Consider the following 20,789-nt stretch of genomic DNA (forward strand, 5'->3'; position numbering starts at 1 on the left):
TCGTTCCCGAACGACGCCGTCTCCGAAGTGAACCGGTCACCGGTCAGCTGCATCCCGTCACCCGAATCACCCGCGAACCGGATGATCACCCGGTCAAGACGCCGGACGGCCTTCACACCGTCTGGCTTGCGCTGCTCTCCCACGACGGTTCCGTCGGCCTGTTCCGTTGTCCTGCTGACCTGGCTGGTCACTGAACTGGACCTCCTTCGAGGCGGCTGTCCGGGCGTGGCCGTCCCACGGACCATCCCACATTCAACCCTACGTCGGTTAGGGTCGCCTTCCTGTGCCCGATCGCATCATGGACGGCACGGTGAGACGACCTGTTGCCCTGCCTTGTCATGATTTTCTCTCCCCCGGCCTGCCTTACGGTGCCGACACGGTCGCGGTCCGTCAGGAGTTCAGATACGTCAGAACGGCCAGAACACGACGGTGATCACCGTTGCTCTGGGAGAGCCCGAGCTTGAGGAAGATGTTGCTGACGTGCTTCTCGACGGCGCCGTCGCTCACGACGAGCTGCCGCGCGATCGCCGAGTTCGTCCGCCCCTCGGCCATCAGCCCCAGCACCTCGCGCTCGCGCGGGGTCAGCCCGGCCAGCACGTCCTGCTTGCGGCTGCGGCCGAGCAGCTGCGCGACCACTTCGGGGTCGAGCGCGGTGCCGCCCTGGGCGACCCGCACCACGGCGTCCACGAACTCCCGCACCTCGGCGACCCGGTCCTTGAGCAGATACCCCACGCCCCGGCTGGAACCGGCCAGCAGTTCGGTGGCGTAGCGCTCCTCCACGTACTGCGACAGCACCAGCACCCCGAGTCCGGGATGCGCCTTGCGCAGCTGTACGGCGGCCCGTACGCCCTCGTCGGTGTGTGTCGGCGGCATCCGCACGTCCGCCACGACGACGTCCGGCAGCGCACCCTGCGCGTCCAGGTCGGCGATGGTCTTCACCAGCGCCTCCGCGTCACCGACGCCCGCGACGACGTCATGCCCCCGGTCGGTCAGCAGCCGGGTCAACCCCTCCCTGAGCAGCACCGAGTCCTCGGCGATGACCACCCGCACCCTGTCCTCCACTATCTCGCGGCCCCCCACCCCGTCCGGCGTACATGCCTGCCCTGTCCGGAAGACCAGCATTCCAGCATTCGGACCGGAGCGCGTGCGGGTCATGAGCGAAGGAGAACCAATTCAGGCCGAAGGGGGGTGCGGGGCTGAGGACGGGAGGGGCTCAGCCCCAGGAAGGCTGGGGCTCGGGGTGAGCGGGGCAGCGGGGCAGAGGGGCAGAGGGGAGCAGGGCGCCGGGGCCCGGGGCCCTTCCCGGTCTCAGCCTCGCCAGGGCAGCTCCGCCGTCACCCGGGTGGGTCCGCCCTTGGGCGAGTCGACCACCAGGATCCCGTCGACCGCGTCCAGCCGCTCGGCCAGCCCCGCCAGACCCGAGCCCTGTGACGTGTCCGCGCCGCCCACCCCGTCGTCCACGACCTGGAGCATCAGGCGGTCCTCGGCGCGCCACACGTCCACCGACGCCGCACCCGCCCGCGCGTGCTTGCTGATGTTCTGGAGCAGCTCGGACACCGTGAAGTACGCGATTCCCTCGATCGCCGCCGCCGGCCGCTCGGCCAGATCCACGTCCACCTGCACCGGCACCGTGCACCGTGCGGCGACGGACGACAGCGCCGCGTCCAGCCCCCGGTCGGTCAGCACCGCCGGGTGGATCCCGCGGGCGAGGTCCCTGAGCTCCTGAAGCGCGGTCTTCACCTCGCCGTGCGCCTCGTCCACCATCCGTGCCGCCGCCTCCGGGTCCTCCAGCAGCTTCTCCTTCGCCAGCCCCAGATCCATGGCCAGCGCCACCAGCCGGGCCTGCGCGCCGTCGTGCAGATCCCGCTCGATACGGCGGAGATCGGCGGCGGCCGTGTCGACGACGACCCCCCGGTCCGACTCCAGCTCCACCACCCGCGACGCCAGCCTCGACGGCCCGAGCAGCCCTTGCACCATCACCCGGTCCACCAGCGTCAGCGCCCGCACGATCCACGGCGTGGCCAGCGTGAACAGCAGCCCCACCAGCGCGGTCACGGTGATCTCGAACGGGTTGTCGAGGTAGACGCTGTGGTGCGCGTCGCCGTACAGCTGAAGGCCGCCCTGCCCGACGTACACCGGGAAGACCCAGAACCACAGCGGGTACGTCAGCAGGGCCCAGCCGTACACCCAGAGGTTCAGCGCGACGACGAAGGAGAACATCGACCAAGGGAACTGGAGGACCGCGTACAGCAGATGACGCCAGGAGCTGCCGCTCTTGAGCACCGCGCCGATCCAGGCGAAGAACCCCGGCTTGCGCATCCGCAACGGTTCCGGGTCCGCCACCTCCAGCCGCAGCAGCCCACGCGCGCGTGCCCGCTCCAGCGAGCCGAAGCCCCGGCAGCCGGCGAGAGCCATCGCCAGCAGCGGGATCCCGATGAAGGTCACCAGCAGGCCGACACCGAGGGACAGCATCGCCACCGTCCACACGAACAGTGCGACGCCGATCGGGAAGCCCAGCAGCACATAGGAGAACTCGCGCCAGCTGCGCGCCTCGAACGGCGCCCGCAGCACGGCCGGCACCCGATGCCGCCGCTCACCGTACGGCTCGCGGCCGTGGCCATAGCCATAGCCGTGGTCGTAGCCGTACCCGGGCTCCTGCCCGTACCCGTCCGCGTACCCGTCCGCGTGTTCGCACTCCGTGGCCATCGGTGCCGTCCCGTCCCGTCCTGTTCCCGTCCCATCGGCCCTGCTCGGCCGTGACTCCACCCTGCTCTGCCGCAGGTCCACCGACCATGGAGGCCATCGGCGTCTTGGAAGGGGGGTTTTCCCTACCCCCGGTCCGTCCCCGTGCTCCCCACACCCCTCAGGGGCCTTACGGCCGGTCGCGCCAGGGCAGCTCGGCGGTGACCGTCGTCGGGCCGCCGGCCGGTGAGTCGACGACGAACAGGCCGTCCACCGCCCCCAGCCGGTCCGCGAGCCCGCGCATCCCGGTGCCGCCGTCCAGGTTCGCCCCGCCCCGCCCGTCGTCCCGCACCTGGATCAGCAACCGGTCGTCGGACCGCCACACGTCGACCGCCGCGGTCCGCGCCCCGCTGTGCTTGCTGATGTTCTGGAGCAGCTCGGAGACGGTGAAGTAGGCGATCCCCTCGATCGCCGGCGCGGGTCTGGCCGGCAGGTCGGCGGTCACCTGTACCGGCACCGTGCACCGCGTGGCGACGGACGACAGCGCCGCGTCCAGCCCCCGGTCGGTCAGCACCGCCGGATGGATGCCCCGGGCGAGGTCCCTGAGCTCCTGCAGCGCGAGCTTCACCTCGCCGTGCGCCTCCGCGACCATCGCGGCGGCCGTGTCGGGGTCCTCCAGCAGCTTCTCCTTCGCCAGGCCGAGCCCCATCGCCAGGTTGACGAGCCGGGCCTGCGCCCCGTCGTGCAGATCCCGCTCGATACGGCGGAGATCGGCGGCCGCCGTGTCGACGACGACCCCCCGGTCGGACTCCAGTTCGGCGATCCGCCGCTCCAGTTCGTCGGAGGGCGACAGCAGCCCGCGCACCATCGCCCGGTCCACGTTCGCCATCCCGCGCGCGATGTACGGCAGCACCGGCCACAGCACGAACAGCGAGATCAGCACGGTGCAGAAGGTGAGGATCCCCCACGGCAGCCGGATGAAGTCGTACAGCAGCGTCCGCCAGCCCACCGGGTCCTTGAGCGCCATGAAGAACCGCTGCGCGCCCGCACCGCGCTTGCCCAACGGCATCGGGGTCGGCTCCTCCACCCGCACCCCGAGCAGCGCACGCGCGCGTGCCCGCTCCAGCTTCCCCAGCTGCCGGGCGCCCAGCAGGGTCGCGGCGAGCAGGGGTATGCCGATCACCGTCAATGTCAGCAGCCCGCTCACCCACAGCGTCGTGGTGACGTAGACGAATCCGAACAGCGACATCGGCAGGTTCAGCAGGAGATGCGCGATCTCCTTCCAGGTGTGACCGCCGTAGGGGAAGCGCACGGGCGGCAGCAGCTCGTGGTCCTCTCCGTCGTCGGCGGAGCTGAGGGATGGGGGCGCGGGTGCGGTCATACGCGCCAGCGTGCCGTAGCGCCGCGGCGCCGCGCCATGGAGTTCGCCGCCCGGGTCACCCTGGGGAAAACCCCACCAACCACCTGGGCCTCGGGTCCCACTGTGTGACGGCCCGCTTACCGTGTCTTTATCAGGGCCTAGACTCCCGTGCGTACAGATCGTCGAATCAAGAGTTGACTGAGGTCACGACACCAGCCCGGTCCGGGTCTGATGTCTGTCGAGGGAGTGAGGGACGGGCGATGCGGGAGACGGTGGGTGGTGAGCCGACCGTGGCCGTCGCGGCGGGCTACTTCGCGTCCTACTCGGTCGTGGGACTGCTGACGCTCGTCGGGGTGCTCTTCGTCGCCGTCGCCTTCGGGGCCGGCCGGCTGCTGCGCCCGGTGGTCCCCACCCCCGAGAAACTCCTGACCTACGAGTGCGGCGTCGACCCCGTCGGCGAGGGCTGGGCCCACACCCAGGTCCGCTACTACGTCTACGCCTTCCTCTACGTCATCTTCGCCGTCGACTCGATCTTCCTGTTCCCCTGGGCGACGGTCTTCGCCGCCCCCGGCTACGGCGCCACCACCCTCGTGGAGATGTTCATCTTCCTGGGCTTCCTCGCCGTCGGCCTGCTGTACGCATACAAGAAGGGCGTCCTGACATGGACGTGACGCCGGAGCCTGTCCTGCTGCCGGAGCCGAAGAGGCTGGGCGCGCTCGCCCGCCTCGCCCCCGAACCGATGAAGGTCGTCCTCAACTGGGGCCGCCGCTACTCGCTCTGGGTCTTCAACTTCGGCCTCGCCTGCTGCGCGATCGAGTTCATCGCCGCGTCGATGGCCCGCCACGACTTCATCCGCCTCGGCGTGATCCCGTTCGCGCCGGGCCCCCGCCAGGCCGACCTGATGGTCGTCTCGGGCACGGTCACCGACAAGATGGCCCCCGCGGTCAAGCGCCTGTACGAGCAGATGCCCGAGCCGAAGTACGTCATCTCCTTCGGCGCCTGCTCCAACTGCGGCGGCCCCTACTGGGACTCCTACTCCGTGACCAAGGGCGTCGACCAGATCATCCCGGTCGACGTCTACGTCCCCGGCTGCCCGCCGCGCCCCGAGGCCCTTCTCCAGGGCATCCTCAAGCTCCAGGAGAAGATCGCGGCCGAGTCCCTCGGCGAGCGCTACGGCACCGCCCGCCCCTCCACCGCCGCCCTCCAGAGCGACCTGGTACGACCGCCCGCACCGGCCTCGGTCCCGGCGTCACCGGCGTCACCGCCGTCGGACCCGGCGGGGGAGGGGGATGCGCGATGACCTCTTCGACCGGCTGGCTGCCGGCCCCCGTCGAGGAACTCTTCGGCCCGGACGCCACTGCCGAGGAGTCCTACGAGGTCCTGACCGTCGACGTGCCTCCCTCCTCCTGGCTCACCGCCCTGGACACCGCCCGTACGACCCTCTCCTGCACCTACTTCGACTGGCTGAGCGCGGTCGACGAGCCCGGCGCCGGCTTCCGCGTCTGTGTCCACGTCGCCGCCCTCGCCCCCGTCCGCCGCCTGCTCCTGCGCACGACGGTGCCGCACTCCGCCCCCGAACTCCCCTCCGCCGTCGGTGTCTACGCGGGTGCCCGCTGGCACGAACGCGAGACCCACGAGATGTTCGGCGTCCGCTTCACCGGCCACCCCGGCCTGGACCACCTCCTCCTCCCCGAGACCTTCGAGGGCCACCCCCTCCGCAAGGACTTCGTCCTCGCGGCCCGCGTCGCCAAGGCCTGGCCCGGCGCCAAGGAACCGGGCGAGTCCGACCACGGCGGCCCCAAGCGCCGCCAGATGCTGCCCCCGGGCGTCCCCGACCCGAACGAGTGGGGTCCCCTGAAGGGCCAGCTCCCCCCTGCCCCCGCCCGCCCGGCCCGAGCCGCGGCAGGAAGGGCAGCCGCAGGCAGGCCAGCCGCAGCGGGAGCGGGCGAGCGTCCCGCCCGTGCGGCCGGAGAGCGTCCGGTACGCCGCTCACGCACCACGGCCGAGGGCTCGGCCAGCCAGACGCCCGCCCCGGAAACCGCCGTGTCTCCCGAGCTCTCCGAGCCCCAGCCGACCCCAACACCGCCCCGCCGTGCGCGCAGCGCGGGAGAGGGATCGGCTTCCCAGCGGCCGGACTCCGCTGAGGACACGGCGTCTGGCACAGTGCCTGGCACGGCGTCCTCCGAGCCCTCCGAGCCCTCCGAGGGCCGGTCGACGGCGGCTCCTCGGCGTGCGCGTGGTGCGGGAGAGGGTTCCGCCTCGCAGCGGGCGGGCGCCCCGGAGGAGGGGACGGCAACTTCCGGTCCTTCCGATACCCCCGGCGAACAGCCGTCCGCGGCACCGCCCCGCCGTGGACGCAGTGCGAGCGAGGGTTCCGCCTCGCAGCGCACGGCCTCCGCCGCGGAGGAGACCGCTCCGGCCGCGGAGCCGTCGGCCGCTCCCCGGGGGCCCCGACGGGCACGCACCGCCTCGGGCGGCTCCGCTTCACAGCGTGCGCAGGACACGTCGTCTCCGACTCCGACGGAACCGGCCACCCCGGCCCGCCCCGCCACCCCTCGCAGCTCTGACGCCCCCTGGCACCACGCCCGTCCCGCCTTCGACGAACCCGATCCGGAGGCCGCGGAACAGCGACGCACGGCAGCGCAGCCGACCGAGCCGGTGCCGACCGAGCCGCAGCCGACCGAGCCGGTGCCGAACGAGCCGGTGCCTTCCGTGCCCGAGGTCCCCGAGCCGTCTCGGGAGGCCAGGCCCGGGAGGTTGGCTTCTGAGACCGCCGCGTCTGAGGGCCCCGCGCCCGAGGCTCCGGCCACTGACGCCCCCGAGCCTGAGGGGCCCGCCCCTGAAGGCCCGGTGGCTTCCGAGGCTCCCGATCCCGGTGTGCCCGGTCCGGAGACCCCGGACGCCGACGGCCCCGCCCCCGAGCAACCCCCCGCCGCGCAGGACGACCACCCAGGAGGTTCGCAGTGAACGACGCTCTGGACGTCGCCCTGCGACTCCTCGTCGTGTTCGTCGTCTTCCTCACCTTCCCCCTGATCGTCGGTCAGACCGAGCACAAGGTGATGGCCCATATGCAGGGCCGCCTCGGCCCGATGTACGCCGGCGGTTTCCACGGCTGGGCCCAGCTGATCGCCGACGGCGTGAAGTTCGCGCAGAAGGAGGACGTGGTTCCCGCGGGCGCGGACCGCCGTATCTTCCAGCTGGCCCCCGCGGTCGCCCTCCTGCCGTATCTGCTCGTGCTGCTCGCCATCCCGATCGGGCCGGGCGAGGGCGCCGTCGGCCAGGTCCTGGACGCGGGTGTCTTCTTCGTGCTGGCCGTGATGGGCGTCGGCGTCCTCGGCTCGCTCATGGCCGGCTGGGCCAGCGCCAACAAGTTCTCCCTCCTCGGCGGCCTGCGCACCGCCGCTCAGCTCCTCTCCTACGAACTCCCGATGCTGCTCGCCGCCGCCTCCGTGGCGATGGCGGCCGGCACCGTCTCGCTGCCGGGCATCGTCGACGCCTTCCACTGGTGGTGGCTGCCCTGGCAGATCACCGGCGGCCTGATCTTCTTCACCGCCGGCCTCGCCGAACTCCAGCGGCCCCCGTTCGACATGCCCGTCGCCGACTCGGAGATCATCTTCGGCGCGTACACCGAGTACACCGGCCTGCGGTTCGCCCTGTTCCTGCTCGCCGAGTACGCCGGGATCGTCGTCCTGTGCGGCCTGACCACCGTCCTCTTCCTGGGCGGCTGGCACGGCCCGTGGGGCGCCGACGGGCTCGGCTGGCTGTGGACCCTCCTGAAGACGGCGATCCTCGCCTTCGTCGTGATCTGGCTCCGCGTGACCTATCCCCGTCTGCGCGAGGACCAGCTCCAGAGGTTCTCCTGGACCCTCCTCGTCCCCCTTTCTCTTGCCCAGATCGCCCTCACCGGCATCGTCAAGGTGGTGATCTCCTAGTGGCCCCCATCCCTGGCTCCGGCCTCGCCAAGGGCCTGGCCGTCACCCTGCGCACGATGACCCGGAAGTCGGTCACCGAGCAGTACCCGGACACCCTTCCCGACCTTCCGCCCCGCACCAGGGGCGTCATCGGGCTGTTCGAGGAGAACTGCACGGTCTGCATGCTCTGCGCCCGTGAGTGCCCCGACTGGTGCATCTACATCGACTCCCACAAGGAGACCGTCCCGGCGGCGGCCCCGGGCGGCCGTGAACGCAGCCGCAACGTCCTGGACCGCTTCGCCATCGACTTCTCCCTGTGCATGTACTGCGGTATCTGCATCGAGGTCTGTCCTTTCGACGCGCTGTTCTGGTCACCGGAGTTCGAGTACGCCGAGACCGACATCCACGAACTCACCCATGAGCGCGACAAGCTCCGCGAGTGGATGTGGACGGTCCCGGCCCCGCCCGCCCTCGACCCCGGCGCGGAGGAACCCAAGGAGATCGCCGCCGCCCGCAAGACCGCGGAGAAGCTCGCGGCGGCTCAGGCAGAGCAGGAGGCTCAGGCAGTGCAGGCGGCTCAGGACGAGTCGGCCGCGTCCCCGGCCGAGCCCCGGGAGGGGGACCAGTGAGCTCTCTCTCCCCGGCACCGCACGGCTTCCTGTCGCCGACCGGCGTGGAGATCGCCTTCCTTCTCGTCGGGCTGGTCACCTTCGGCGCCGCCCTGGTCACCGTCACCACCCGTCAGCTGGTGCACGCCGCCCTTTGGCTGGTGGTGGCCCTCGGTGGCATCGCCGTCGAATACCTGCTGCTCACCGCCGAGTTCATCGCGTGGGTGCAGGTCCTCATCTATGTCGGTTCCGTCGTCGTCCTCCTTCTCTTCGGTCTGATGCTCACCAGGGCTCCGATCGGCCGCTCCCCGGACGCCGACTCCGGAAACCGCTGGGCCGCGCTGGCCGTCGCCGTGGCCGCCGCCGCCTCCCTGGTCTGGGTGGTCGTGGACGCGTTCCGCACCACCTGGATCGACCTGGACGGTGCTGCCGCCGGTTCGACCAAGGTCACCGGCGCGAGCCTCTTCCAGAACTGGGTCCTGCCCTTCGAGGCCCTCTCCGTGCTCCTCCTCGCCGCCCTGGTCGGGGCGATCGTCCTGTCCCGGAAGGCGGCGGCGGATTCGGCCCCGCCCCCTGTGAACGGCCGGGCCGTCACACAGAGTTCCCCATCCGTCACGGATTCCGGGATTCACCCGATCGAGCAGGAAGGCGCCCGCTGATGCACCTCGCCTATCCCGCCGTTCTCTCCGCGCTCCTCTTCTGCACCGGCCTGTACGGCGTCCTCGCCCGCCGCAACGCGATCCTCGTCCTGATGTCGGTCGAGCTGATGCTCAACGCCGTCAACCTCAACCTCGTCGCCTTCGACGTCTGGCTGAGCAAGGCGGCCCGCGACACCCTGCACTCCGGCCAGGCGCTGACCCTGTTCACCATCGCCATCGCCGCCGCCGAGATCGGCATCGGCCTGGCGATCGTCCTAGCCGTCTACCGAAACCGCGGCACCTCCGACATCGACCGGCTCCGCGACACCGCCGAGGGCCACGGGCACGGCACCCCCGCGGACGGGCCGGCCGACGAGAAGGCTGAGGCCACCGCGTGACCACGACCACCCTCGCCGTCCTCGTCCCCCTGCTGCCGTTCCTGGCCGCCGTGACCGGCCTCCTCGTGGGCCGTACGGCGCCCGGCTTCGTCCGCCCGCTCGCGGTCCTGCCGACGCTCGCCGCGTTCGTGCTGACCGTCGCTGTCGCCGTCGACCAGGGCGGCGGCCGGACCGTCGAGGCCCACACCGAGCTCACCCCGACCGGTTCGGTCCCGATCGAGCTCGCCCTGTACATCGACGGTTTCGCCGCCCTCGTCGCCGTCCTGGTCACCCTCGTCGCCACCTGCGTACAGATCTACTCGACCGGCTACCTCCGCGACGACCCGCGCTACCCCTCGTACGCCGCTCTCGTCTCCCTCTTCACCTCCGCGATGCTGCTGGTCGTCTACTCGGGCGACCTGATCGTGCTGCTGGTCGGCTGGGAAGTCATGGGCATCTGCTCCTACTTCCTGGTCGGCCACTACTGGGAGACCCCGGAGGCGCGCGCCGCCTCCCTCAAGGCCTTCCTGGTCACCAAGCTCGGCGACGTGCCGTTCCTGATCGGCCTGTTCGCGCTCGCCACCGACGCCGGGTCGTTCCAGATCACCAAGGTCCTCGACACCGTCGCGAACGGGGGACTGCACCACCCGACCCTGGTGGCGCTGCTGCTCCTTGCGGGCGTGGCGGGCAAGTCGGCGCAGTTCCCGCTGCACACCTGGCTCCCCGACGCGATGGCGGGCCCGACCCCCGTCTCCGCGCTGATCCACGCCGCGACGATGGTCGCCGCCGGTGTCTACTTCGTCGCCCGCCTCCTCCCCGTCTTCGAGGCATCCCGGGCCGCGATGGTCGTCCTCGCCGTCATGGCCGCCGTCACCATGGCCGGCTCGGCCCTCGCCGCACTCGCCCAGGACGACATCAAGCGCGTCCTCGCCTACTCGACGATCGGTCAGCTCGGCTACATGACCGGCGCCCTCGCCGTCGGCGACCGCGGTGCCGCCGTCTTCCACCTCCTGTCGCACGGCGCCTTCAAGGCGCTGCTGTTCCTCGCGGCCGGCGTGATCATCCACGCCGCCGGCACCAACTCGCTGGCCGTCATGTCCCGCACCTCCGGCCTGCGCGACCGCGTCCCGGACGCCTACTGGACGATGACCGTGGCGCTCCTCGCGCTCGCCGCGATCCCGCCCTTCAGCGGCTTCTTCTCCAAGGAGTCCGTCCTCGGCGCCGCCGAGCACGTCGCCACCGGCCACACCGAGCACGCCCCCGGCAGCGCCGGCTGGATCGTCCTCGTCGCGGGCCTGGTCACCGCCCTGCTCACCGCCGCCTACGCGACCAGGCTGTGGCTGCTCGCCTTCCGGGGCAGCGGACCCGAGGTCCCGGACCACGGCCGGCAGCCGCTGTCCATGACCGTGGTGCTGTGGGTGCTGGCCGTCCCGTCCCTCGCCTTCGGCGGGCTCGCCTACCGCTCGCTGCCCGGCTGGTTCGACGGCCGCGCCCTCGCCCCGACCCTCACCACCTCGGTCCTCGGCACCGGCCTCGCCCTGGTCGGCGCACTCGTCACCTACGGCGCCTGGCAGCACACCCGGGCAGTGGCCGCCCGCTCCCCCCTGGGCGCGGTCGTCACCCACCCGGAGGCCGAACCCGCACTCGTCGAGGCCGAGGCCATCGCCGCCCACAAGCAGGTCTTCGGCGATGTGGCCTACGCACCCGACCCGGCCGACCCCGGCCGGCTGCTGCTCGGCCCGCTGCACCGCCACGCGGCCGTCGGCTTCCACCTGGACGCCGTCTACGACACGCTGTTCGTCCGCCCGGTGCTGGCCGCGGCGAGCCTCGTCCAGTTCCTCGACCGCGAGGTCGTCGACACCTACGTCCGCGGGGCCGGTGCCCTGCCCCGCCTGCTCGGGGCCGCCGTACGGCGCGCCCAGACCGGCAACGTCCAGACCTATGTGAGCGCGCTGCTCGCCGGCACCGTCGTCCTGGCGGTCGCCGTCCTCCTCGTCGCCACGGGAGCGTGAGCAGGCGTGATCGATATCAGCGAGTCCGTGATGCAGTTCCTTCTGGCATTCGTGGTCGTCGGCCCGCTCCTCGGAGCCGTCGCCGCCCTGCTGCCCGCCCCGCCGGGACTGAAGGGGAAGTCGCCCGAGCAGGCCGTGCTCCGGCACGGCGTGACCGTGACCGGTGTGATCCTCCTCGCGGCGATCGTCCTCGCGCTCGGCTTCGACCACGCCCATCCCTCGAAGATGCAGGCCACGACCGACATCAGCTGGATCCCCGCACTCGACGTGCGCATCCACCTCGGCATCGACGGCATCTCCCTCCCCCTCGTGGTCCTGACCGCGCTGCTGACCTTCCTCTGCGCGCTCTACTCGTACTTCAAGATGCCCGAGGGCCCGTCACCGAAGGCCTTCGTCGCCCTGCTGCTCGTCCTGGAGTCCGGCACCCTCGCGAGCTTCGCCGTCCTCGACCTGCTGCTGTTCTTCCTCGCGTTCGAGACGGTGCTCATCCCGATGTACTTCCTCATCGCCCGTTGGGGCGGCGCGGGCCGGACCCAGGCCGCCTGGAAGTTCATCCTCTTCACCCTGCTCGGATCCGTCGTCATGCTGCTCGGCCTGCTCCTGATCGGAATCAAGGCGGGCACCTTCGACATGGTGGCACTCGCCACTGACAACGGCCGGTCGCTGACCACATCCGTGCAGGTCATCGCCGTTCTGGCGATCGGGATCGGGCTCGCGGTCAAGACCCCGATGTGGCCCCTGCACAGCTGGCTGCCCGACGCCCACACCGCCGCGCCGACCGCCGGCTCGGTGATGCTGGCCGGCGTCCTGCTGAAGATGGGCACGTACGGGTTCGTCCGGATCCTGCTGCCGGTCGCGCCCGACGGATTCCGCACCTTCGCGCCCTACCTCGCGGCCTTCGCCGTCGTCGGGATCATCTACGGATCCCTGGCCTGCCTGAACCTGGCCAAGCGCGGCGCACGGGGCGATCTCAAGCGGCTGATCGCCTACTCCTCCGTCGGCCACATGGGATTCGTCCTGCTCGGCATCGCCACCATGACCCCGACCGGAGTCAACGGCGCCCTGTTCGCCAACATCGCCCACGGCCTCATCACCGGCCTGCTGTTCTTCCTGGTCGGAGGCCTGAAGGACCGCACCGGCAGCACCGACCTCGACACCCTCGCCGAGGAGAGCGGCGCCGCGCTGTACGGCAAGGCACCGCGCCTCGGCGGTCTGCTCGCGTTCGCCGCCGTCGCCTCGCTCGGACTGCCGGGCCTCGCCGGATTCTGGGGCGAGATGCTCGCCCTGTTCGGCGCGTTCGAGCCCGCCGCGGGCCTCAGCCGCCCGGCCTTCCTGACCTTCATGGCGATCGCCGCCTTCGGCACCCTGCTGACCGCCGCCTACATGCTGGCCGTGGTGCGCCGCGTCTGCATGGGCGACGTCTCCCGGGACACGCCGACACTCACCGACGTCCGCACGTACGAGTTCGCGGCCTGGACCCCCCTCGTGGCCCTCACCGTCGTCGCCGGACTGTGGCCCAGGGCCCTGCTCGGACTGACCGACCCGGCCGTGCAGCAGCTCCTCTCAGGAGGCACCCGATGAGCGCCCTGGCCCAGCTGCCGGCCGCGAGCCTCGTCCAGTCCGTCGACTGGCTGGCTGTCGCCCCGCCCACCTTCACCGCGATCGTCGCACTCGCCGTCCTGGTCGCCGACCTGTTCCTGCCCGAGGCCAGGAAGCAGCTCCTCGGCTGGGTGTCGGTCGCCGGGCTCGCAGTGGCCACCGCCCTGCTGCTGCCGCTCCTGGACCACGACCGCAGCACCTTCTGCCTGACGGGCTCCGCGCGCGCGTGCAGCTACACGGCCGACCGGTTCACCCTGGTCGTGCAGTTCCTGGTCCTCGGCGGCGCCCTGCTCACCGCACTGCTGTCCGTCACCACGCTGAAGGACGGCAACCGCCGCTACCCGCAGGGTGAGTTCTGGTTCCTGCTGCTCTCCTCGGCCGCCGGCGCCGCCCTGCTGCCCGCCTCCCGCGACCTCGCCACCCTGATCGTCGCCCTGGAGGTCGCCTCCCTGCCCGCCTTCGCCCTCGTCGGCATCCGGCACGGCGACGCGAAGTCCTCCGAAGCGGCCCTGAAGTTCTTCCTGTCCTCGGTGACCGCCACCGCCGTCAGCCTCCTGGGCGTCAGCTTCGTGTACGCCACCACCGGCACCCTCTACCTCACCCAGGTCGCCGACCGCATCCAGCACGTCGACGGACAACTGCACACGCTCGCCCAGACGGGCGTCGTCCTCACCCTCGTGGGCTTCGCGTTCAAGACGGCCGCCGTCCCCTTCCACTTCTGGGTGCCCGACACCTACGTCGGCGCACCCCTCCCGATCGCCGCCTACCTGTCCGTCGTCGGCAAGGCCGTCGGCTTCTCCGGCCTGATCCTGGTCACCGTCGTCGCGTTCCCGTCGTACGCGGACGTGTGGGGCCCCGCGCTCGCCGCCCTGGCCGCCCTCACCATGACCGTCGGCAACGTCGCCGCCCTGCGCCAGCAGGCCACGCGCGCGTACAGCGCGGTACGGCTGCTCGCCTGGTCGTCGGTGGGACAGGCCGGCTACCTGCTGGTGCCGATCGCGGCCGCCGGATACACCGACGACGCCCAGAAGGCCGTCGGCTCCACCGTCGCCTACGCCCTCATGTACGCGGCCGTGAACCTCGGCGCCTTCGCGGTGGCCGCCCTGGTGGGCCGTACGAAGGAACTCAACCGCGTCTCCGACTACCGCGGCCTGTACGCCCGCAACCCGCTCACCGCGCTGCTCCTGGCGTTCTTCCTGCTGTGCCTGGCCGGACTCCCGCCGGGCATCATCGGCCTGTTCGCCAAGGTCACCGTGTTCTCGACGGCCGTCGACGCGGGCCTCGGCTGGCTGGCCGTCGTCATGGCCGTCAACGTCGTGATCGCCCTCTTCTACTACCTCCAGTGGACCGCCCTGCTGTTCCGCGCCCCCGAGGGCGAACCGACCGAGCACCGGCTCCCGGCGCCCCTCACGGCTGCGCTCGCCCTCACCGGCGTTCTCGGCGTCGCGCTCTCCGGAGCACCGCAGCTGGTGCTCCGCTTCGCCACCACCGGCCTGTTCTGACGCCCTGCACGCGCGCGTGGAGCCGTTCCGCGCGCGTGCAGGGCCCGCGGCTCACCCGGATAGCTCACGGCGCGCACAGCGGACACAAGGGAACTAGTGGCCGCCGCCTGGCGTTGACCAGTGCGGGAGGGTCCACTGGACGTGACACCACGGAACCGGTGGCATCGCAGATCGGAAGGCAGCACCGCAGGCAAAGGGTTCCCCTGCCGCACGACTTGGAGGGCGTACCGTGCACCGCCGGCACAACGGGCTCAGGACCGCAGTTCTCCTCGGGGGACTGTCGGCACTCATCATCGTCATCGGCAGCTTCTTCGGCCGGACGGGTCTGATCGTCGCGGTCCTCGTCGCCCTCGGCACGAACGCGTACGCGTACTGGAACAGCGACAAACTCGCGCTACGCGCGATGCGCGCCCGCCCGGTGAGCGAGTTCGAGGCCCCGGCCCTGTACCGGATGGTCCGCGACCTCTCCACCCAGGCCCGCCAGCCCATGCCCCGCCTCTACATCTCCCCGACGGAGGCGCCGAACGCCTTCGCCACGGGCCGCAACCCGCGCAACGCCGCCGTGTGCTGCACGGAGGGCATCCTGCGCATCCTGGACGAGCGCGAACTGCGCGGCGTCATCGGCCACGAACTGAGCCACGTCTACAACCGCGACATCCTCATCTCGTCGGTCGCCGGCGCCCTCGCCTCGGTGATCATGTTCCTCGTCAACTTCGCCTGGCTGATCCCCGTCGGCCGTTCGGACGACGACGACGGCCCCGGATTCCTCGGCCTGCTGCTCATCATGATCCTGGGCCCGCTCGCCGCCAGCCTCATCCAGCTCGCCATCAGCCGCTCCAGAGAGTACGAGGCGGACGCCTCCGGCGCCCAGCTCACCGGTGACCCGCTCGCCCTCGCCAGCGCCCTGCGCAAGCTGGACGCCGGCACCAAGCAGCTCCCGCTGCCCCCGGAGCCCCGGATCGAGACCGCGAGCCACATGATGATCGCGAACCCCTTCCGCCCGGGCCAGGGACTGTCCAAGATGTTCTCGACGCATCCGCCGATGGCGGAACGGATCGCACGGCTAGAGAAGATGGCAGGTCGCCCGCAGTGAAGACCATCCTGAACATCATTTGGCTCATCCTGAGCGGCTTCTGGCTGTTCCTGGGCTACCTGCTCGCAGGCGTGATCCTCTGCATCACGATCATCGGCATCCCGTTCGGCATAGCGGCGTTCCGTATCGGCGTCTACGCCCTGTGGCCCTTCGGGTACACGACCGTCGAGCGACGCGACGCCGGGGCGCCCTCCTGCATCGGGAACGTGCTGTGGCTGGTCCTGGCCGGCTGGTGGCTGGCCCTGGCCCACATCGTCACCGGCATCGCCATGTGCCTGACGATCATCGGCATCCCTTTCGGCATCGCCAACTTCAAGCTGATCCCGGTCTCCCTGCTCCCGCTCGGACGTGAGATCGTGCCCACGGACCAGCCGTTCGCATCCCGCTGACCGCACTTCATCCGGGTTTTCCGACAGTCGAGTTGTCCACAGGCGGACATCCGGGCCGGGGTTGTCCACAGGCCGTCACGCATGTCAGTGGCGGCCTGCATCATGAAGCCATGACCGAGATCGAGCAGCTGCTGACACGGGTGACCGCGCAGGCCCGCAACTCCCACCCCTGGGGCTGGCCTTCGCTCCCCGCGCCCGTCGAGGCGGGCACGCTCGACCGCGCCCGGGAAGCCCTGGGCTTCCCCCTGCCACCCCTCCTCGGCGCACTCTACGAGCGGGTCGGGGACGGCGGCTTCGGCCCCTCGTACGGCCTGCTGCCCCTGCTCGACGCCGCGCCCTCCGGTGAACCGGCCGCCGTCGCCCAGTACCTCACCAACCGCGAGTACGGCCGCAGGAACCCCGACCGGCCCTGGCCCGAGGGCGTTCTGCCGATATCCCACTGGGGCTGCGGCATGTACGCGTGCGTGGACTGCCGGACCCCGGACGCCACGGTCCTGCTCTACGAGCCGAACGCCGACGACGTCGACGGCACCTGGTTCGTGGACGCACCCACCCTCGCCGGCTGGCTGCATGTCTGGCTGGACGGCACGGGCTGGTACGAGGAGACCGACGAGGGCACGGAACTGGTGCCCTGGGACGAGTTCCGGGCCCGCACCGCCCCGGGCCCGGCCGCCTGAGCGAGCCGACCACCGTGGGACGCCCGACCGCGTCCCCCGAACCGGACGGCGACGGCTACCCGGACGACGGCTACCGCACCGCCCTCCGTCGCCGTACGCCATAGGCCGCCGCGCCCACGGCCAGTACGGCGGCCCCCGAGACGACCGACACCACCGGCAGCGCGAACGCGAGGGCCGCGCAGCCGAGCAGTCCCACCACCGGAACCACCCGCGCGCGTGGGGCCGGATCGAGCGTCCAGGCCGAGGCGTTCGCCACCGCGTAGTACGCCAGCACACCGAAGGAGGAGAAACCGATGGCACCGCGGACATCCACCGTCGCCGCCGCCACGGCGACCACCGCGCCGACGGCCAGCTCCGCGCGGTGCGGCACCCGGAAACGCGGGTGCACGGCGGCCAGCGCCGAGGGCAGATGGCCGTCGCGGGCCATTGCCAGCGACGTCCTGGACACCCCGAGGATCAGCGCCAGCAGCGAGCCGAGAGCGGCCACCGCCGCGCCCACCCGCACCACCGGCACCAGCCCCGGCGCACCGGCCGCCCGGACCGCGTCGGCCAGCGGTGCCTCGGCCCGTCCCAGCGCGTCGGCGCCCAGTACGCACAGCACGGCCACCGCCACGCACGCGTACACCACCAGCGCGATACCCAGGGCCAGCGGAATCGCGCGGGGGATGGTGCGCGCGGGGTCCCGCACCTCCTCGCCGAGGGTCGCGATCCGCGCGTACCCGGCGAACGCGAAGAACAGCAGCCCGGCGGCCTGAAGCACCCCGCCCACGCCCGACGACAGCCCGGCGCCCAGCCGCCCGGCCTCCGCCTCCGCGGGCGTCAGACAGGCGACCACCACGGCGGTGAGCACCGCCAGCACCACGGCCACGATCACCCTGGTCAGCCAGGCCGACTTCTGGATCCCGCCGTAGTTCACGGCGGTCAGCGCGACCACGGCCGCGACCGCCACCGCGTGGGCCTGCCCCGGCCAGACGTACGCGCCCACGGTGAGCGCCATCGCCGCGCAGGACGCCGTCTTGCCGACGACGAACGCCCAGCCCGCGAGGTACCCCCAGAAGGCGCCGAGGCGCTCCCGCCCGTACACGTAGGTGCCGCCCGACTGCGGGTAGCGGGCGGCGAGGCGGGCCGAGGACATGGCGTTGCAGTAGGCCACGAGGGCGGCCACGGCCAGCCCGGTCAGCAGTCCCGACCCGGCCGCGTGGGCCGCCGGGCCCAGGGCCGAGAAAACGCCGGCCCCGACCATCGAGCCGAGGCCGACGACCACGGCGTCGCGCACGCCCAGCGTGCGCCGCAGCGCGGGGGAGGAGGCCATGTGCCGCACCCTACTGATCCGTCGCAACCGTGCGGTATCACCCGGTCGTCCCTGCTGGAGACGAGGAACGAACGGAACCCGCGACAGGTGAATCGGGACGGATCGGGCAGCGTGTCCGGCACAGCCGGCCCCGACCGGAATCACAGGGCCGGGCAAGTGAGAACACGGCGCGGAGGGGCAGGTTCAGGACATGGGCATCATCAGTTGGATCATTCTGGGGCTGTTGGCCGGCGCCATCGCCAAGTTCCTCCTGCCGGGGCGCGACCCCGGCGGCTTCATCGGCACGACCCTCATCGGCATCGTGGGCGCGTTCCTCGGCGGCTGGATATCGTCCCGCTGGCTGGACCACCCGGTCACCAAGGACTTCTACGACGGCACGACCTGGGTGGCTGCGATCGGCGGCTCACTGGTCCTGCTGATCGCCTACCGCATCCTGTTCGGCAACTCGCGCGACTGAGCGCCCCCGAAGCCGCGACCGGCAGGCGAGAAGGGCGGGCACCGCGAGGTACCCGCCCTTCTCGTACTCCGTCCCGTGCTCCGGCCGATGCCGACTACCGGTAGTTGACGAACTGGAGCGCGAAGTCGAAGTCCTGGCCCTTCAGGAGCGCGATCACGGTCTGCAGGTCGTCGCGGCTCTTCGAGCTGACGCGCAGCTCCTCGCCCTGGACCTGGGCCTTCACGCCCTTGGGACCCTCGTCACGGATGATCTTCGCGACCTTCTTCGCGTTCTCCTGGGAGATCCCCTCCTCGATCGACGCGAAGAGCTTGTACTCCTTGCCGGAGAGCTGTGGCTCACCCGCGTCCAGCGCCTTCAGCGAGATACCGCGCTTGATCAGCTTCGACTGGAAGACGTCGAGGATCGCCTTGACCCGCTCCTCGGAGTTCGCCTGCATCAGGATCTTCTCGCCGGACCAGGCGATCGAGGCACCCACGCCCTTGAAGTCGTAGCGCTGCGAGACCTCCTTGGCGGCCTGGTTGAGGGCGTTGTCGACCTCCTGCCGCTCGACCTTCGAGACGATGTCGAAACTGGAGTCGGCCATGTCCTGTGGCTCCTTGTATCGGGGGGGCGTAACGGGATGCGTGCGGCGCGCGGCGGCAGCCGCCGAACCCGGTGTGGGGACCGGGTCGCATCCTCACCAGCCTAGCCACCCGGAGTCCCGCGAGCGCCGATCAATCGAGTGGCGAAGCACCCCTCGGGATCGGGTATTGTTTACGTCGTTGCCAGGGAGCACCGCCGGAAAGCGGTTCGACTCGGCGACAAAACCCCGGCGGTGTGCCCGAGCGGCCAAAGGGAGCAGACTGTAAATCTGCCGGCTCAGCCTTCCCAGGTTCGAATCCTGGCGCCGCCACACGGGAACAGAGAGCCCGTGACCTGTGAACAAAGCAGGTCACGGGCTCTTTGTCATGCACTCCCACGGATGGCTGATCGGCTTGCGCGGTGTGGTCGAACGTGGTCTGTGGCGCCCCGCAGAGCCGCTTTCGCGTGATGAAGATCATGTACATGCTGCGTCGGTTGCTCGTTGGGTGAGAGCGGCACTGTGAGCCTGATGCTCCACGGCCCCACGAGCGACCCCACGACCCCGACGATCGGTATCGACGGTCCGCTGCCTGTGCCGTGCGCCGGGGCACACTGAACGTATGTCCTCCCGTCGCAGAACCTGTCCGGTGTGCCGCCGTGAAATCGCCGTCGTGGCAGGCCGCTTCGCGCGGCACGACCCGCCCGGTGCACGTGAGACCACGGACCTGGTCTCCTGCTCCGGCTCGCGCCTGCATGCACAACTCGAAGCGGTCCAGCCGTCGTTGGACGGCTACGCAGTGCCGGAATTCCCCGGGCAACTGCCGCTCTTCTGACCTCCGGCCCGCCCCCGCAGGCTCCGCCCCCGCAAGCTCCGCCCGGCCGCCGTCACCAGTTCCAACGGCCGGGCGGCGGGCTCAGTTCCCGGCCACCGACTTCACGGCCACGCCGACCGGCGTCGACCCGCCGATCAGCTCCAGGGTCAGACCGGCCGTCGCCGAGGTGTCCACCAACTCCGCCAGCACGGCGGCCACGTCGTCGCGCGTGACCGCACCCCGGCCCGTGTGCGCCTCCAGACGAACCAGGCCGGTGCCCGGCTCGTCCGTCAGCGAACCGGGGCGCAGGATCGTCCAGTCGAGCGCGCTCTGCCGGGCGACATACGCGTCGGCAGCACCCTTGGCCCGCAGGTACACGTCGAAGACCTCGTCGCCCGCGTGCGCCGCATCCGCGCCCATCGAGGAGACGACCACGAAGCGGCGGACGCCCGCGCGCACGGCCGCGTCCGCGAACAGCACGGCAGCGCCCTTGTCCACCGTGCCCTTGCGGGCCGGACCGCTGCCCGGCCCCGCGCCCGCCGCGAAGACCGCCACGTCCGCTCCCCGCAGGTGCGCCGCGACCTCCTCGGCCGATGCCGACTCCAGGTCGAGCAGCACCGGTTCGGCGCCCGCAGCCCGCAGGTCGTCACCCTGCTCGGAGTTCCGGATGATTCCCGCGACCTCGTCCCCACGTGCGGAGAGCAACCGCTCCAAACGCAACGCGATCTGACCATGACCACCAGCGATGACAATGCGCATGTTTCCGACCGTACGCCCGAAGCCCCGCATCCGCCGCATG

The 20,789-nt window shown here is 71.2% G+C and carries 22 protein-coding genes and 1 tRNA gene; 16 read left to right on the forward strand and 7 right to left on the reverse strand.

What is annotated here, in order from left to right:
• The 4 genes from ACZ619_RS37270 to ACZ619_RS37285 form a co-directional block, all read right to left on the reverse strand.
• Positions 1-191, reverse strand: a 191-nt coding sequence (locus tag ACZ619_RS37270; RefSeq protein ID WP_469608847.1) for a hypothetical protein, incomplete at its 3' end; no start/stop codon positions are given.
• Positions 192-390: 199 nt separating this feature from the next.
• Positions 391-1,050, reverse strand: coding sequence for a LuxR C-terminal-related transcriptional regulator (locus ACZ619_RS37275; protein WP_469609083.1), 660 nt, complete (start codon positions 1,048-1,050; stop codon positions 391-393).
• Between the two features lie 258 nt (positions 1,051-1,308).
• On the reverse strand, positions 1,309-2,706 hold the full coding sequence (locus tag ACZ619_RS37280; RefSeq protein ID WP_469608849.1) for a sensor histidine kinase: 1,398 nt from the start codon (positions 2,704-2,706) through the stop codon (positions 1,309-1,311).
• Between the two features lie 166 nt (positions 2,707-2,872).
• Complete coding sequence (locus ACZ619_RS37285; RefSeq protein WP_469608851.1) at positions 2,873-4,063, reverse strand: sensor histidine kinase; 1,191 nt, start codon at positions 4,061-4,063, stop codon at positions 2,873-2,875.
• Between the two features lie 239 nt (positions 4,064-4,302).
• On the opposite strand from ACZ619_RS37285, the gene ACZ619_RS37290 reads away from it, so the two are divergent.
• The 13 genes from ACZ619_RS37290 (at position 4,303) to ACZ619_RS37350 (ending at position 16,848) form a co-directional block, all read left to right on the forward strand.
• Positions 4,303-4,713, forward strand: coding sequence for an NADH-quinone oxidoreductase subunit A (locus ACZ619_RS37290; RefSeq protein ID WP_469608853.1), 411 nt, complete (start codon positions 4,303-4,305; stop codon positions 4,711-4,713).
• Positions 4,704-5,342, forward strand: coding sequence for an NADH-quinone oxidoreductase subunit B (locus tag ACZ619_RS37295; RefSeq protein WP_469608856.1), 639 nt, complete (start codon positions 4,704-4,706; stop codon positions 5,340-5,342). The genes ACZ619_RS37290 and ACZ619_RS37295 overlap by 10 nt, the downstream gene beginning before the upstream one ends.
• Positions 5,339-7,009 carry an NADH-quinone oxidoreductase subunit C gene (locus ACZ619_RS37300; RefSeq protein ID WP_469608858.1) on the forward strand — a complete coding sequence of 557 codons (1,671 nt, stop codon included), beginning with the start codon at positions 5,339-5,341 and terminating at the stop codon, positions 7,007-7,009. The genes ACZ619_RS37295 and ACZ619_RS37300 overlap by 4 nt, the downstream gene beginning before the upstream one ends.
• Positions 7,006-7,974, forward strand: a complete 969-nt coding sequence (locus ACZ619_RS37305; protein ID WP_469608861.1) for a complex I subunit 1/NuoH family protein — start codon at positions 7,006-7,008, stop codon at positions 7,972-7,974. The genes ACZ619_RS37300 and ACZ619_RS37305 overlap by 4 nt, the downstream gene beginning before the upstream one ends.
• A complete protein-coding gene (locus ACZ619_RS37310) occupies positions 7,974-8,582 on the forward strand; it encodes a NuoI/complex I 23 kDa subunit family protein (RefSeq protein WP_469608863.1) in 609 nt (202 codons plus the stop codon). The genes ACZ619_RS37305 and ACZ619_RS37310 overlap by 1 nt, the downstream gene beginning before the upstream one ends.
• The gene (locus tag ACZ619_RS37315; protein WP_469608866.1) at positions 8,579-9,220 is read left to right on the forward strand and encodes an NADH-quinone oxidoreductase subunit J family protein; all 642 of its coding nucleotides are present in this window, start codon (positions 8,579-8,581) and stop codon (positions 9,218-9,220) included. Before ACZ619_RS37310 ends, ACZ619_RS37315 begins: the two co-directional genes overlap by 4 nt.
• Entirely contained in the window at positions 9,220-9,597 is a 378-nt protein-coding gene (gene nuoK / locus ACZ619_RS37320; RefSeq protein WP_469608869.1) for an NADH-quinone oxidoreductase subunit NuoK, read from the forward strand. Before ACZ619_RS37315 ends, nuoK begins: the two co-directional genes overlap by 1 nt.
• Entirely contained in the window at positions 9,594-11,588 is a 1,995-nt protein-coding gene (locus tag ACZ619_RS37325) for an NADH-quinone oxidoreductase subunit 5 family protein (protein WP_469608872.1), read from the forward strand. Before nuoK ends, ACZ619_RS37325 begins: the two co-directional genes overlap by 4 nt.
• A 6-nt stretch (positions 11,589-11,594) precedes the next feature.
• On the forward strand, positions 11,595-13,169 hold the full coding sequence (locus ACZ619_RS37330) for a complex I subunit 4 family protein (protein ID WP_469608874.1): 1,575 nt from the start codon (positions 11,595-11,597) through the stop codon (positions 13,167-13,169).
• On the forward strand, positions 13,166-14,689 hold the full coding sequence (locus ACZ619_RS37335; RefSeq protein ID WP_469608876.1) for an NADH-quinone oxidoreductase subunit N: 1,524 nt from the start codon (positions 13,166-13,168) through the stop codon (positions 14,687-14,689). The genes ACZ619_RS37330 and ACZ619_RS37335 overlap by 4 nt, the downstream gene beginning before the upstream one ends.
• Positions 14,690-14,918: 229 nt before the next feature.
• On the forward strand, positions 14,919-15,782 hold the full coding sequence (gene htpX / locus ACZ619_RS37340; RefSeq protein WP_089099496.1) for a zinc metalloprotease HtpX: 864 nt from the start codon (positions 14,919-14,921) through the stop codon (positions 15,780-15,782).
• Complete coding sequence (locus ACZ619_RS37345) at positions 15,779-16,171, forward strand: YccF domain-containing protein (protein WP_469608880.1); 393 nt, start codon at positions 15,779-15,781, stop codon at positions 16,169-16,171. Before htpX ends, ACZ619_RS37345 begins: the two co-directional genes overlap by 4 nt.
• Before the next feature lie 110 nt (positions 16,172-16,281).
• Positions 16,282-16,848, forward strand: coding sequence for an SMI1/KNR4 family protein (locus ACZ619_RS37350; protein ID WP_469608883.1), 567 nt, complete (start codon positions 16,282-16,284; stop codon positions 16,846-16,848).
• Between the two features lie 70 nt (positions 16,849-16,918).
• Here the strand turns inward: ACZ619_RS37350 and ACZ619_RS37355 are convergent, their stop codons facing one another.
• Positions 16,919-18,160, reverse strand: coding sequence for an APC family permease (locus ACZ619_RS37355; protein WP_469608885.1), 1,242 nt, complete (start codon positions 18,158-18,160; stop codon positions 16,919-16,921).
• 190 nt (positions 18,161-18,350) lie between these two features.
• On the opposite strand from ACZ619_RS37355, the gene ACZ619_RS37360 reads away from it, so the two are divergent.
• Positions 18,351-18,617: a GlsB/YeaQ/YmgE family stress response membrane protein gene (locus tag ACZ619_RS37360; RefSeq protein ID WP_469608888.1), complete on the forward strand. Its 267-nt coding sequence runs from the start codon at positions 18,351-18,353 to the stop codon at positions 18,615-18,617.
• Positions 18,618-18,711: 94 nt separating this feature from the next.
• Here ACZ619_RS37360 and ACZ619_RS37365 read toward each other — a convergent pair whose 3' ends face one another.
• Entirely contained in the window at positions 18,712-19,200 is a 489-nt protein-coding gene (locus ACZ619_RS37365; protein ID WP_469608890.1) for a YajQ family cyclic di-GMP-binding protein, read from the reverse strand.
• 227 nt (positions 19,201-19,427) lie between these two features.
• Between ACZ619_RS37365 and ACZ619_RS37370 the strand changes: the two genes are divergently transcribed.
• Together ACZ619_RS37370 and ACZ619_RS37375 are read left to right on the forward strand one after the other, a co-directional pair.
• Positions 19,428-19,509 (forward strand) — tRNA-Tyr (locus ACZ619_RS37370).
• 289 nt (positions 19,510-19,798) lie between these two features.
• Positions 19,799-20,011, forward strand: a complete 213-nt coding sequence (locus ACZ619_RS37375; RefSeq protein ID WP_469608893.1) for a hypothetical protein — start codon at positions 19,799-19,801, stop codon at positions 20,009-20,011.
• An 81-nt stretch (positions 20,012-20,092) separates the two neighbouring features.
• Here the strand turns inward: ACZ619_RS37375 and ACZ619_RS37380 are convergent, their stop codons facing one another.
• A complete protein-coding gene (locus tag ACZ619_RS37380; RefSeq protein WP_469608896.1) occupies positions 20,093-20,749 on the reverse strand; it encodes an SDR family oxidoreductase in 657 nt (218 codons plus the stop codon).
• Positions 20,750-20,789 lie beyond the last annotated feature (40 nt).

The organism is Streptomyces sp. NPDC104367 (assembly GCF_055583825.1).

Bases quoted from the DNA above. Each gene is read 5' to 3' on its own strand.
- ACZ619_RS37365 (WP_469608890.1), bottom strand. From the start codon at position 19,200: ATGGCCGACTCCAGTTTCGACATCGTCTCGAAGGTCGAGCGGCAGGAG.
- ACZ619_RS37380 (WP_469608896.1), bottom strand. From the start codon at position 20,749: ATGCGCATTGTCATCGCTGGTGGTCATGGTCAGATCGCGTTGCGTTTG.
- ACZ619_RS37295 (WP_469608856.1), top strand. From the start codon at position 4,704: ATGGACGTGACGCCGGAGCCTGTCCTGCTGCCGGAGCCGAAGAGGCTG.
- ACZ619_RS37290 (WP_469608853.1), top strand. From the start codon at position 4,303: ATGCGGGAGACGGTGGGTGGTGAGCCGACCGTGGCCGTCGCGGCGGGC.
- ACZ619_RS37300 (WP_469608858.1), top strand. From the start codon at position 5,339: ATGACCTCTTCGACCGGCTGGCTGCCGGCCCCCGTCGAGGAACTCTTC.
- ACZ619_RS37280 (WP_469608849.1), bottom strand. From the start codon at position 2,706: ATGGCCACGGAGTGCGAACACGCGGACGGGTACGCGGACGGGTACGGG.
- ACZ619_RS37355 (WP_469608885.1), bottom strand. From the start codon at position 18,160: ATGGCCTCCTCCCCCGCGCTGCGGCGCACGCTGGGCGTGCGCGACGCC.
- ACZ619_RS37350 (WP_469608883.1), top strand. From the start codon at position 16,282: ATGACCGAGATCGAGCAGCTGCTGACACGGGTGACCGCGCAGGCCCGC.
- ACZ619_RS37360 (WP_469608888.1), top strand. From the start codon at position 18,351: ATGGGCATCATCAGTTGGATCATTCTGGGGCTGTTGGCCGGCGCCATC.
- ACZ619_RS37375 (WP_469608893.1), top strand. From the start codon at position 19,799: ATGTCCTCCCGTCGCAGAACCTGTCCGGTGTGCCGCCGTGAAATCGCC.
- nuoK (WP_469608869.1), top strand. From the start codon at position 9,220: ATGCACCTCGCCTATCCCGCCGTTCTCTCCGCGCTCCTCTTCTGCACC.
- ACZ619_RS37335 (WP_469608876.1), top strand. From the start codon at position 13,166: ATGAGCGCCCTGGCCCAGCTGCCGGCCGCGAGCCTCGTCCAGTCCGTC.
- ACZ619_RS37285 (WP_469608851.1), bottom strand. From the start codon at position 4,063: ATGACCGCACCCGCGCCCCCATCCCTCAGCTCCGCCGACGACGGAGAG.